General features: G+C 54.1%; 14 protein-coding genes. 7 read left to right on the forward strand and 7 right to left on the reverse strand.

All coding sequences use genetic code 11. The features are described from left to right. Nucleotides 1-8: 8 nt before the first annotated feature. The 4 genes from AMM48_RS04720 to AMM48_RS04730 all read right to left on the reverse strand — a co-directional run bounded on the left by AMM48_RS04720 (nt 9) and on the right by AMM48_RS04730 (nt 3,050). Nucleotides 9-989, reverse strand: a complete 981-nt coding sequence (locus tag AMM48_RS04720; RefSeq protein WP_102783134.1) for an alpha-ketoacid dehydrogenase subunit beta — start codon at nt 987-989, stop codon at nt 9-11. Further along, nucleotides 982-2,079: a pyruvate dehydrogenase (acetyl-transferring) E1 component subunit alpha gene (pdhA, locus tag AMM48_RS04725; protein WP_102783135.1), complete on the reverse strand. Its 1,098-nt coding sequence runs from the start codon at nt 2,077-2,079 to the stop codon at nt 982-984. The genes AMM48_RS04720 and pdhA overlap by 8 nt, the downstream gene beginning before the upstream one ends. Nucleotides 2,080-2,262: 183 nt before the next feature. Next, the gene (locus AMM48_RS22060) at nt 2,263-2,490 is read right to left on the reverse strand and encodes a hypothetical protein (protein WP_146030374.1); all 228 of its coding nucleotides are present in this window, start codon (nt 2,488-2,490) and stop codon (nt 2,263-2,265) included. After that, on the reverse strand, nt 2,487-3,050 hold the full coding sequence (locus AMM48_RS04730) for an ATP-binding protein (RefSeq protein ID WP_102783136.1): 564 nt from the start codon (nt 3,048-3,050) through the stop codon (nt 2,487-2,489). Before AMM48_RS04730 ends, AMM48_RS22060 begins: the two co-directional genes overlap by 4 nt. Before the next feature lie 396 nt (nt 3,051-3,446). Here AMM48_RS04730 and AMM48_RS04735 point away from each other — a divergent pair, with 396 nt between their 5' ends. Continuing rightward, the gene (locus AMM48_RS04735; RefSeq protein WP_102783137.1) at nt 3,447-3,584 is read left to right on the forward strand and encodes an aa3-type cytochrome c oxidase subunit IV; all 138 of its coding nucleotides are present in this window, start codon (nt 3,447-3,449) and stop codon (nt 3,582-3,584) included. Nucleotides 3,585-3,670: 86 nt separating this feature from the next. Here AMM48_RS04735 and ndk read toward each other — a convergent pair whose 3' ends face one another. Beyond that, nucleotides 3,671-4,093: a nucleoside-diphosphate kinase gene (gene ndk / locus AMM48_RS04740; protein WP_022734236.1), complete on the reverse strand. Its 423-nt coding sequence runs from the start codon at nt 4,091-4,093 to the stop codon at nt 3,671-3,673. Between the two features lie 410 nt (nt 4,094-4,503). Here ndk and AMM48_RS04745 point away from each other — a divergent pair, with 410 nt between their 5' ends. Continuing rightward, complete coding sequence (locus tag AMM48_RS04745; RefSeq protein ID WP_102783138.1) at nt 4,504-6,414, forward strand: ABC-F family ATP-binding cassette domain-containing protein; 1,911 nt, start codon at nt 4,504-4,506, stop codon at nt 6,412-6,414. A gap of 98 nt (nt 6,415-6,512) precedes the next feature. Here the strand turns inward: AMM48_RS04745 and AMM48_RS04750 are convergent, their stop codons facing one another. Next, nucleotides 6,513-8,474, reverse strand: coding sequence for a diguanylate cyclase (locus AMM48_RS04750; RefSeq protein WP_102783139.1), 1,962 nt, complete (start codon nt 8,472-8,474; stop codon nt 6,513-6,515). Between the two features lie 395 nt (nt 8,475-8,869). On the opposite strand from AMM48_RS04750, the gene AMM48_RS04755 reads away from it, so the two are divergent. Beyond that, complete coding sequence (locus AMM48_RS04755; protein ID WP_102783140.1) at nt 8,870-9,283, forward strand: DUF1801 domain-containing protein; 414 nt, start codon at nt 8,870-8,872, stop codon at nt 9,281-9,283. Between the two features lie 116 nt (nt 9,284-9,399). Here AMM48_RS04755 and AMM48_RS04760 read toward each other — a convergent pair whose 3' ends face one another. Continuing rightward, the gene (locus tag AMM48_RS04760; RefSeq protein WP_198413503.1) at nt 9,400-9,687 is read right to left on the reverse strand and encodes a helix-turn-helix domain-containing protein; all 288 of its coding nucleotides are present in this window, start codon (nt 9,685-9,687) and stop codon (nt 9,400-9,402) included. 73 nt (nt 9,688-9,760) lie between these two features. Here AMM48_RS04760 and AMM48_RS04765 point away from each other — a divergent pair, with 73 nt between their 5' ends. The 4 genes from AMM48_RS04765 to AMM48_RS04780 all read left to right on the forward strand — a co-directional run bounded on the left by AMM48_RS04765 (nt 9,761) and on the right by AMM48_RS04780 (nt 12,348). Next, nucleotides 9,761-10,579 (forward strand): alpha/beta hydrolase, encoded by an 819-nt coding sequence (locus tag AMM48_RS04765; RefSeq protein ID WP_102783142.1) that lies wholly within the window; start codon nt 9,761-9,763, stop codon nt 10,577-10,579. Between the two features lie 134 nt (nt 10,580-10,713). Further along, nucleotides 10,714-11,010 carry a type II toxin-antitoxin system RelE/ParE family toxin gene (locus tag AMM48_RS04770; protein WP_102783143.1) on the forward strand — a complete coding sequence of 99 codons (297 nt, stop codon included), beginning with the start codon at nt 10,714-10,716 and terminating at the stop codon, nt 11,008-11,010. Nucleotides 11,011-11,024: 14 nt separating this feature from the next. Further along, the gene (locus AMM48_RS04775; protein ID WP_240626460.1) at nt 11,025-11,321 is read left to right on the forward strand and encodes a HigA family addiction module antitoxin; all 297 of its coding nucleotides are present in this window, start codon (nt 11,025-11,027) and stop codon (nt 11,319-11,321) included. Between the two features lie 373 nt (nt 11,322-11,694). Then, nucleotides 11,695-12,348 (forward strand): LysE family translocator, encoded by a 654-nt coding sequence (locus AMM48_RS04780; RefSeq protein ID WP_102783144.1) that lies wholly within the window; start codon nt 11,695-11,697, stop codon nt 12,346-12,348. Nucleotides 12,349-12,377: the final 29 nt, after the last annotated feature.

The raw sequence follows: 12,377 nt of genomic DNA on the forward strand, positions 1-12,377 counted from the left end.
CCTTTCAGTCAGAATTTGAGTGAGCTTCGTGAGGCTTCCACAATCCGGTCGGCCGCCGGAAGATAGAATTGTTCCCGTGCGAAATAGGGCATATGCACATCTGGTCCGGCAACGCGACCAACTGGCGCCTTGAGGCTCAGAAACGCCTCTTCCTGAAGCCGGGCGGCGATTTCCCCGCCCGGCCCATAAGTAAGCGGTGCCTCATGCACCACAATGCACCGCCCTGTCTTTGTCACTGATTTCGCAATTGTTTTATAATCAAGCGGCGTCAGTGTTGTCAGTTCGACAACCTCGACGGCGATACCGTCTTCGTCGGAAAGACGTTCTGCCGCCTCCAGAGCACGGGGGAGCATCCCCCCCCAAGACACAATTGTAAGCTGGTCGCCTTCACGTACGATCCCGGCAGGGCCAATTTCAGCGACTTCTTCTTCATCGGGTACGTCTTCGCGGAATGCGCGGTAACTTGCCTTCGGCTCGAAATAGATAACAGGATCGGGATCGCGAATGGCGGCGATCAAAAGCGCGCGAGCATTGCGCGGCCCGGACGGGACAACGACCTTGAGACCCGGCATATGTGCATAAAAAACCTCGCGGCTTTCCGAATGATGCTCAAGGGCCCGCACGCCCCCGCCATAGGGCATGCGCACCGTCATGGGGACAGTAAAGCGTCCCTGAGAACGCCAACGCAGACGTGTGGCATGCGATTCTATCTGATGCAACCCAAGATAGGAAAAGCCAGAGAACTGCATTTCAGGAACCGGTTTCTTGCCCCGAATTGCCATGCCGATGGAAAAACCAAGAATCCCGCTTTCAGCCAGCGGTGTGTCAATCACCCTGCCTTCGCCGAACTTCTCGACAAGTCCCTTGGTAACCCGGAAAATACCGCCATCCCAGCCGACGTCTTCACCCAGGACCACGACCTTGTTATCCTTTTCCATTTCCTGAAAGAGCGCGAGATTGATCGCTTCGACCATTGTCAGTTCAGCCATAACCGGAAATTCCTCCATGTCCGTTCGTGATCTGTTTTTTCTGACGCATCTGTTCTGCAGTTTCCTCTTTCAGGATATGCGCGAACATGGCCTTCGCACCGTCGGCTTTCTCAATCCTTTCTTCCGCTTCCTTCCATGCATCGTCGATCGTGTCGGATATTTCGGTTTCCAATGCATTCAACTTGTCATCATCCAAGAGATCGCGGTAGCGCAAAAAACGATCAAACCGAGTAATCGGATCGCGCTTCTTCCATTTTTCGACTTCTTCCTTGTCGCGGTAGCGGGTCGGATCATCGGCAGTCGTATGCATTTCTAACCGGTATGTGATGCACTCTATCAAGGTCGGTCGTGACTGCTCCCGTGCCCTGCTCACGGCTTCGTTGGCGGCAACAAAACATGCGAAAATGTCATTGCCGTCCACTTGAATGCACTCCATGCCATAGGCAATGGCCTTCTGGGCGATGGTCTGCGAATATGTCTGGCGAGAACGCGGAACCGAGATGGCGTACTGGTTGTTCTGGCAGATGAAAACAACTGGACAGTTAAAAACCGATGCAAAATTAAGGCTCTCGTGAAAATCGCCCTGAGAAGTTGCACCGTCACCAAAATAGGTCATGGCGATCTCGTCGGACCCTTCTTGGCGTGCCGCATATCCGATGCCCACCGCCTGAAGCATCTGCGTGCCGACCGGAACGGCATTTGGAAAGTTGCGCGCCCCTTCGGGGATGACCACCCCTTCATTGTAGCCAGCATCAAAAACCAGCATGTCGGCAAGATCACTACCGCGCCATAAATTGGCGGCGGTCTCTCTATAGGATGGAACGAACCAGTCATCTTCGCGGATCGTTGAAATGGTCCCGACCTGAGCAGCTTCCTGACCGTTGACCGGCGCGAAGGTGCCAATTCTCCCGGACCGCTGCAACTTGAGCCGCCGTTCGTCGAAACGACGAGCCAACAACATCATCCGAAATCCCTTAAGCAGAAGATCGTCGGTAAACTCTGGCGCTAGTTCATCGTCAAGGCCGCCATCCTCATCGAGAATAGACAGATATGGGATATCTGTGCCCGGCCCTATCACTGTTCTGGGCATTGCATCCTCCTTATGGTTTTAACTTGCGGGTACAGTTTTTGTTCCAAAATATTGCATCATGATTGCCTGTCGCTTCGATCACCGTGAGATTTGCGTGTCATGACGGCGATGGAAACCGGACCGGAAATGATGAAAAACGTGCCAAAGCATGGTGTTTCAACGGAAACAACAGAACAGGTGCGATCAAACCCGTGCAGCCATGCCCGCAAACGCAACCAGTAATGCGTTCAACCAACAGGAAGACGCCTTCATCGCATCGGGTTGCACAGAACCATTTACGTCTGCCCGCACAGCAAGGCTGAACTTGCGTACGCCAACCTGATGTCGATCAAAATGATGAATGCTGGCGCGACCGGCAAAAACCCAGATGTTCAAAAGCTGCCGTTTACCGGCAGCTTTTTTGTGTCTCACATGATGTCGGTCTGATAGGGAACGATAGTAAACCCTTCCGCATCGCTTGGCGGTTCAAACCATGCTGAAATCTGGTGGAATTGCGCATCACTGGCGGCAAACTGATGCGCGCCTGCCTGATTGCGCGCCCGCAGGCGCTGCATGCAAATGTCTTCTGGCAGATTAAGATAATGCAGCCTGTGATCGGCCCCGACATCGTCAAAAACATCGCGCATCCAGCAGCGCAGCTTGACGGTATTGGCCGGAAAATCCAGCACCACCGAAAGCCCGGACATCAACAACATACTGATGTGCGGCCCCATCACCCGGCGCAGTTTTTCCGATACCGCGACATAATCGGCAACCGAGTGCATCTGATCGCTAAAAAGTGTCGAAAGCCATTCGTCTTCCGCGATCAGGATGGTGCCCGGCTTTCGCGCCAGCTCAGCGGCCAGTGTTGATTTCCCCGCCGCAATTTTCCCGCACAGCATATGCAAAACAGCGGGCGCTTGATCAGCCCCGTTTAAGGGGCGTCGCCCGTTTACGGGTCGTCGGTGTGGTTCTGAAACGGAATGTCGCATTGGTCATCTCCCATGTTGGACAGGCCGGGAGACAGCCATAAAAAAACCCGCCTCTCCGGCGGGTGGATCTCATTTGGTCAAAACGTCCCTACCCCGCCATCCTATGGTTGGCGGTAAAAATTCGTGCATCTTTGCGGGTCACAACGTTTTCCATCGCAAAATCATGGCACACCCCTTCTGTCATGTCCAGCGGGGGCTAAGGTCAAGAGTAAATGGTGACGGGTGAAAGATAATAGTGCAGCGCACAAAAAGAACACTAACACAAAAGATATTCACCCCAGAGTTAAATCACGCTAGAGTTTCACAGGTGCCGTGCGCGATCACCGTGGCGTACGGGCATAAAGTCCGCCGCAAAAGCATCAAACAATCGGACGTAACAACGACTGGGAGGAACCAATGCAAGGAAGCGACTACGACACCAAACTGGTTGAAGACCACCAGCACGGCTGGGAAAACTGGACCAAATTCATGCTCTGGAGCGTCGTCTCCATCGCAGTTCTGCTGCTTTTGATGGCGGCAATTCTGATCGATTGATCGAACTGGCTTGCGCACAAAAAAACGCCCCGCAAATCTGCGGGGCGTTTTTCGTTCCGGGTAACCGGAATTTCGTCTTTCGACGCTTAGCCGACGATTTCGGTCTGCGCGAAGAAATAGGCAATTTCGATTGCAGCATTTTCAAGCGAATCTGAACCGTGGACCGAGTTCGCTTCGATGGATTCTGCAAACTGTTTGCGAATGGTGCCTTCCTCGGCATTTGCCGGGTTGGTTGCGCCCATTACTTCACGATACGTGGCAACAGCGTTTTCGCCTTCAAGCGCCTGGACCACAACCGGGCCAGAGATCATGAAGTCTACCAACTCACCAAAGAACGAACGTTCTTTGTGAACTGCGTAGAAACCTTCAGCCTGAGCGCGGGTCAAAGCGACACGCTTCTGCGCAACGATGCGCAGGCCAGCTTCTTCGATGACGGCATTGATTTTGCCAGTCAGATTGCGGCGCGTTGCGTCCGGCTTGATGATCGACAGAGTGCGTTCGACAGCCATTGGTTTCACCTAGCTACTTAATAAAAAATGGGACCCAAATCAGGCCTGCAGAAGATAAAGGAACCATACATAAGAATTCCCTTATCATCTACAGACCCAAAGGTTGGCGCTATATAAACGGGCTTGGATCGCAACGCAACACATAGTTCTACCCACGCAATCCAGACCTGCGGTTGGTGCATTCACCCATGTGGCGGCGCAAAAACGCCCAAAAACCCGTAAAACTGCGATTTTCCATCGTGTTATGCTGCGCACATCCGCCCTGGAACGCATAGGGTTACATTTTCAAGAATCCTTGCGTCCAAGCGCTTCCTGCCCTATTGAGGGCACAGAATTCCTTGCGATTCTCCGAAATCGCATGAAAACCGCACCAAACCCAACTCAAAATACTCAAGAGAACGACCGATAAAATGCTCCAAATTACCGACCTGACCTATCGCATCGGCGGCCGTGTCATTCTCGACCAGGTTTCCATGACCATTGCTGACGGACATAAGGTCGGCCTGATTGGACGCAACGGTGCGGGCAAATCCACCCTGCTGAAACTGATTTCCGGCGAACTGGCGACCGATGGCGGCGATGTCCGCCTGTCCAAGCGGGCCCGCATGGGTGTTGTCTCGCAAGAAGCCCCCGCCGGAAGCCGTTCCCTGCTTGAAACCGTTCTGGCTGCGGACACCGAACGGGCATCCCTTCTCGAAGAAGCCGAAACCACCACAGACCCCAACCGCATTGCCGAGGTTCATACCCGCCTTGCCGATATTGATGCGCACACCGCCGAAGCACGTGCCGCATCGATCCTTTCGGGTCTTGGTTTTGATGGCGATGCCCAGAAACGCGCCTGCGATGATTTCTCGGGCGGCTGGCGGATGCGTGTCGCCCTGGCCGCGACCCTGTTCCTTGGCCCTGACCTTTTGCTGCTTGATGAGCCGACCAACCACCTTGATCTTGAAGCCACCATCTGGCTTGAGAACTATCTGATCAATTATCCCGGCACCATCATCCTGATCAGTCACGATCGCGACCTTCTGAACCGGGTGGTCAAAACCATCGCCCATCTGCATGACGGCACCGTGACCCTTTATGGCGGTAACTACGACAAGTTTGCCAAGACGCGGCGTGAACAGCTTGAACTCGCATCCAAGCATTACGACAAACAAATCGCCCAGCAAAAACACCTGCAATCGTTCATCGACCGCTTCCGTGCCAAGGCCAGTAAGGCCAAACAGGCACAAAGCCGCGTGAAAATGCTTGAAAAAATGGGCCCGGCGATCCCGGTGGTCGAAGACCGCGGCATTTCGTTTGACTTCCCAAGCCCCAAGGAACTGCCACCGCCCCTGATCAACATTCACGAGGGCGATGTTGGCTATGCCGAAGGCAAACCAGTCTTGCGCAACATCAGCCTGCGCATTGATATGGATGACCGCATTGCGCTTCTGGGTGCGAATGGTAACGGTAAATCGACACTGGCAAAGCTTCTGGCCGACCGTCTTGAACTGATGTCGGGTGAAAAGGCTTCATCGAACAAATTGCGCATCGGGTATTTTGCGCAGCACCAGACCGATGAGCTGCGCGGCGATGAAACCCCGTATCAGCACATGGCGTCCCTGATGCCTGATGTGATCGAACACAAGGTCCGCGCCCAGTTGGGCCGCTTTGCGTTTGAAGGCCAGAAAGGCGACACCAAGGTCAAGGACCTGTCCGGTGGTGAAAAGGCGCGTTTGCTCTTTGCGCTCATGACCCTTGATGCCCCGCACATGCTGATCCTTGATGAGCCGACCAACCACCTTGATATCGACAGCCGCGATGCGCTGAACCACGCACTGAACGCCTACGAAGGTGCGGTCATCATCATCAGCCACGATCCCTATTTGATCGAAGCCTGTGCCGATCGTCTTGTTCTGGTCGCCGATGGCACAGTCACAAGCTTTGACGGCGACGTTGCCGAATATCGCCAGTATTTGCTCGACCGTGCCCGCATGGAACGCCGTGCCAATAAAAATGGCGGCGATGACAGCAACGGCAATGGCGGCAAGGACGCCAAACGTGACCGTAAGGCCGAACGCCAAAAGGCTGCGGAAAAACGCAAAATCGCCGCCCCGGTCAAACGCGAAGTGCAAAAGCTCGAATCCGATATGGAAAAGCTGACCGCGCGCAAAGCCAAGATCGAACTCGATATGGCCGACCAGTCGCTGTACGAAGACGCCAATGCTGACAAGCTTGCCAAAATCCGTCAGGAACTCGCCAAACTCGAAAGCGATCTGGCCCAGATTGAAACCAAATGGATGGCCAAGCAGGAAGAATACGACGCGATGGTCGCCTGACCCGGTATCTTCATCCCTGCATTTGACCCCACACAAAAACACAGGCTGGACCTCTCCAGCCTGTGTTTTTTATTGTGTTCCCCGGCCTGGCAAAGCCCCTACTCGGAAAGCCGGATTTGTTCTTTTTCGCCCGATTTACGGATGCGCTTTTGCTTGTACATTTTGTCGTCCGCCAGTCCAAGCAACGCAATGGTTTCGGTTGAATCTTCCGGGAACATCGCAACGCCGATGCTCGCCCCGACCGAAATGCTCAACGCCCCCATCTCCATCTGACGCTGAACCGATGCCGCGATTTTCTGGGCGACCCATTCGGCCTCTTCCTTGTTTTTGACGTCATCGGCAATGACGGCAAATTCATCGCCGCCAAGCCGGGCGACGGTATCGCCGGTGCGCACGGTATTTTTAATCCGCTCGCCAACCTTGCGCAGCACCTGATCGCCGACCTCATGACCATATCGGTCGTTGATCGGTTTAAACCCGTCGAGATCAATATACAAAAGCGCAATCGAATGGCCTTCGGCTTCGGAATGGCCACAGGCAACTTCAAGCCGGTCTTCAAACAGCAACCGGTTCGGCAAGCCGGTCAGCGCATCATGGTTGGCCTGACGCCAAAGCTCCTGCGCGTTTTCCATATGGCGTGAAATATCAAGCCCCATCTCAACGAAATTAACGTCGCTGTCGCCCGGATCGGTAATCGCGCTGATCACGACATTGGAATAGAAGAAATCACCGCTTTTACGGCGATTGCGCACTTCCCCTTCCCAAATGCCGTTGGCCCGTGCCGCCATCAGGATTTCGTCAAGCTGCTCGGTGTCTTCGCGCTCGGCACGCAGGAACGACAATGGTTTGCCAATCGCCTCGTTGGGCAGATAGCCGGTCATCGCGGTAAAGCCCGGATTGACCTTGGCGATGATCCCGTCCTGATCGGCAACCACCACGCTGTTTTTGGATGCGCGCAACACCTGTTCGGACAAACGCGCATCAAAGCTTGCGACCAGTTGGCGTTGCCGGGTCCAGGCATATGCCGCACTGCCAAGCGCAATCAATAGCATAAAGGCCACGGTCACAATGATCAGCGTCCCGCGTTCGGGCCACAACAACGCACTGAGCGTATCACTTGGCAAATAAGTGCCGACATACAGGTTCAACCGACTGTCGGTTTCGCCCTCCCCCCCAAAGATGACCGACAACGCACGGGATGCATTGCGCGCCAGAAACAGATCAGACGCATCAAGAAGCTGCACCGAATAAAATCCGGTATCGGTTTCAAAACTTTGCAGGCCAAGGCGCATGTTTTCCCATGCATTGGGGAAACGGTCGGCAAAAACCCGCGCCGTCCCCGTCAGGTCCAGCGCCCAGTTCTCACCACTCTGCCCGCCAAGGATCCAGTTGCCATCGTGATCAAGAACAAACGGTTTTGCCCCCTCAAGCGCCAATGGCGCGATCACTTCATCAAGGATCGGCGCGGCACGCAAATTCAGGACAACCACCCCCTGACGGTCGCCAAACTGGTCAAACACCGGGGCCGACAGTCGGATCACCGGCTTGATCGGCTTTTCGATTTCGCCAAATTCCTCGTTCAGGTCAATGCCGGAAATATAAACAGTCCCGCGCGGTGCGTTCTGCGCAAGATTGAAATACGGACGGCTTGCCTTGTTCTGAAGATCCCGGCCGGAAACGGCATAGGGAATGCCGCTGCCGTAATTGACCCGCACCGTTTCATCGCCATCATTGTCCAGATAACGGATCTGGTCATAGATACTCCGGCGCAGCGTAAACAGCTTATACTCGTCGGCAAGCTGCTCGAAACTCGCCCGGCCTTCAAGAACCGCCGCAAGATGCGTGCTTTCCGACAGGATCAACAGATCGGAAACAACGATATCAATCCGTTCCTGCAAACTCGATATCGACTTATCAAGTGCAAACCGCTGATCATCGGCAATCGACTTTTCGCGCACAGAGGTGCCATCCCACGCCAACAAACCGACAAGAAGAAGAAACACCGCACTTAACGGTGCAAAACACACCAGAAACGACTTGATATGTCCAAGATTGATCATCGCTCATCCTGTCGATGGTTATGGAACAGTCTGCCAAACAGACATCCTGCACAGTCGGCTAAGTCCCCTAATGCGCAAGAATAGTTTGGCTATATCATACCCAACATCCCAAAGACACAAGACACAAAACTCTCTCCGTCAGATGCAAGCACTCAAAAAATACTTCAATTTCAGCGGACAAGCGTATCCTGATGTTTCTGGAATGATTTGAAGGTAAGGACCTAGATATAGGTAATTGCCATGCAGATTACGACATCTGCTGACGACATAACGCCGTTCAGATACCGCCCGCCTCCTGCAAACCGCTTTCTCCTTAAAAAGAAGTGCCGGGGTACACCACTCCGCCAATGCAACTTGTGGTTTTTATTCGATATGAAGTTTGATAGTCTCCGCTCATGAGCACACCAGATAAACCCAAGCTGCTTTCAAGTGGTAATCCGCAAATCCCCAAGGGCGACGGCAACGAACCTGTCCAAGCCTATATTAGCGCCATGCCGGAATGGAAAACAGACATCGGACGCCGCATCGACGATATCGTCGAACAGGTATTTCCCGATGTACGCAAGGCCGTCAAATGGAATACGCCCCTTTATGGCAAGGATGACGGCTGGTTTCTGGCAATGTATTGCTACAAGAAATACGTCCAGATCACCTTCATGCAGGGCACATCCCTGACCCCTGTTCCCCCGGTAAGTTCAAAAACCCAAGGCACCCGCTATCTCAACATCCACGAGGATGATGCCCTTGACGCCCCCCAACTCACCGACTGGATCAAACAGGCCATCGGGCTGCCCGGTGTAAAGCTGTAGGCTCAGGACCTAAGTCGGATAAAACCGCGCGGATACGACGTCATCATCAACAATCAAGACATAAGCCTGTCATCCTGCGTCCTGCCCTGACCATCGGCATGTTGTTTAAAGCCCGCTTACGGTCGGGCTGAAAGCTGCGTTTGCAGCCATGCGAGATACTCTTGGATCGCGCTGTCATCGCGTCGGCAATATGACCATTTATGATGCTTCTTGACGGTGATGAACCCCGCCTGCCTAAGGATATCAAGATGCCGGCTCGCGGTGGGCTGTGCCACGCCAAGCGCCTTAGCAATCAGGGTCATACACACCCCGAATGCCACCGGGTCTGCCGACCATTGTTCATCAAAATGCTTTTGCGGTGCTGCCAGCAACCGAAGGATCGACATCCGAACGTCGCTGGCCATCGCTTTAATCTGTATTGACCTGTCCATCGATCAATCATATCGTAACTTAGCTAAATGACAATATGAGATCGTTATGCTGGAACTGCCAAACACATTGAACGTCGCGGGAAATGCCGTCAAATGGGGTTGCATTGGCAGCGGGCCGCCACTTGTTGCCCTTCATGGCACGCCCTTTTCGTCGCAGGTCTGGCGTCGGATCGCACCGCAAATTGCCGATCACCGCACCGTCTATTATTTTGATCTGGTCGGCTATGGCCAGTCCGAGATGCGCGATGGTCAGGATGTCTCACTGGCGGTTCAGAACAATGTTCTTAGCGCGTTTATTCAGGAACTCGACCTTGGCCGCCCGGATGTGCTGGCCCATGATTTTGGCGGCGCAACCGCCTTGCGGGCCTATTACCTCAACGGTTTGCGCTATGCGTCCCTGACAATCTTTGATGCGGTTGCGCTCGCCCCGTGGGGCTCCCCGTTTGTTCAGCATGTCCGCGCCCACGAAGCCGCCTTTGCCGGGATGCCTGATTACATGCACCGCGCACTTCTGCGGGCCTATCTGCAAACCGCGGCCTTCAATCCCTTGTCCGAGAATGCCTTGAACATCTATTGCACGCCGTGGCTCGGCCCCGTCGGCCAACCCGCCTTTTACCGCCAGATCGCCCAGATGGATCAGCGTTTCACCGATGAGGTACAGGGCCTTTACGCCGCGATGGAATGCCCCGTGACAGTCCTTTGGGGCGAACAGGACGACTGGATCCCCTATGAAACAGGCGCAAAACTGGCAAATTTGATCTCCAACTCCGCCTGCGTCCCCATTCCCGGTGCCGGACATCTGGTACAGGAAGACCGACCAGAAGCCATCGTTGCCGCCGTGCTGAACCAAATCGCCCGCCCCTGACGGGCAAAATGCGACAACCGCCCGGTTGCCGGGAAAAAGCTGTAAGGCACGCACATCGCATCGATTCCAGTTATCATCATTGATGATTGTACCATAGGGTGGTACAATGACTCACATATGAAGGAGAAAGCTGGATGATCGGAAGTTTTCGGGACAAATGGCTTGAAGACTTTTATGTCCTTGATCAATCGGGAAAGAAAATCCCGGCTGATATTGACGCCCGGCTGTTTCGCAAATTGCAGTTGATCGACGATGCCACATGCAGCAACGATTTGCGCATACCACCCAGCAACCATTTCGAAGCCTTGCAGGGCAAACTGGCGGACTATCATTCTATCCGAATAAATCGCCAATGGCGGCTGATCTTTCGTTGGGACGATACCAAAGGCGAAGCCACCAACCTTTACCTCGACAACCACAGCTATCGATGAGGCACCCCATGATCATGACAACCAGAAAACCCGTCAGCGTCGGTGAAATGCTTACCGCCGAGTTTATGGAACCGATGGCACTAACCCAGACCGCCCTGGCCGACGCCATGGGCGTCCCGCGCAAACATGTGAACGAACTGTGCAACAACCGTCGCCGGATTACCGCCGATACCGCCCTGATTCTTGCCCGCGTGTTTGGCAATAGCGCTGAATTCTGGATCAATACCCAAACCCGCAATGACCTGTGGGACGCCCTGAACATCCCTGATCGCCGCGAACGCATCGACCGTGCGCGCTCCATTGCCGCCTGATCAACATTTCGTCATTCCCCACCTCCATTCCTGACATGAGCCTGTCAGGAGCGTCTTGCTAGGGTCTGATCTCTATTGAATAATTGAAATGGCGTCAGAACAGTCAAGAAATGCGAGGAAATCGCCGCAGTCCGGGGCATTCCCCGGCCAAGGGGATTGACGACGCAGGTCGCCGATTGTTCTGACGTCCTTCGGATCAGAGGAATTTGCACGGACTATTGCGTCGTTTCATCTTGCAAGGCAGCGAGCCTTGCTGTGATGAAACTCCTGATATCCGCACAAATTCCTCATGACCATTTCAGTTATTCAATAGAGATCAGACCCTTTTATCTCCGCCGATCAAATGGTTCGGTTGATAAACTGTGAGCGCCCCATGACATATGCTGAAAACCTCTGGCTGTTCTTTATCCTGCTTTCGGGCATCATCATTGTGCCCGGCATGGACATGTTTTTTGTCATCGCCAATTCCCTGACCGGCGGCAAACGCGCCGGGTTATCGGCCACCGCCGGGATCATGCTGGGCGGTGTTTATCACACGCTGCTTGGTGCGATTGGCATCAGTGCGCTTTTGGCCATTGCCCCGTGGCTTTTGAACGTCATGCTGTTTGTCGGGGCCGCCTATATGGTCTGGATCGGCATCACGCTTTTGCGCAGTGCGATCACCGTGGATCGCATCCGGGCGGCCAAAACCGCATCGCTTTGGATCGCCTTTCGGCAGGGCATGATCACCTGCATCCTCAATCCAAAAGCCTACTTGTTCATTTTCGCCGTCTACCCGCAATTCATCCGCCCCCATTACGGCCCGCTTTGGTCACAGGCCCTTGTCATGGGCATCATGACCGCCATCGTGCAGCTTGCCGTATATGGCGGACTTGCCCTTGCCGCCGGAACCAGCCGCACCTTAATGACCGGCAATCCGGGGACCACGATTTTCATCGGACGCGCGGCGGGGGCACTATTTATCGGTGTCGCCCTTCTGACCGCGTGGCAAGGCATGATCACATTCGGCATAACAACTTATGATTGACAGGCCGGTTTAAATGGTTAAACACTTAA

It is taken from the genome of Thalassospira sp. GB04J01, from assembly GCF_000751115.1.
In the GTDB taxonomy this organism is placed as follows: domain Bacteria; phylum Pseudomonadota; class Alphaproteobacteria; order Rhodospirillales; family Thalassospiraceae; genus Thalassospira; species Thalassospira lucentensis.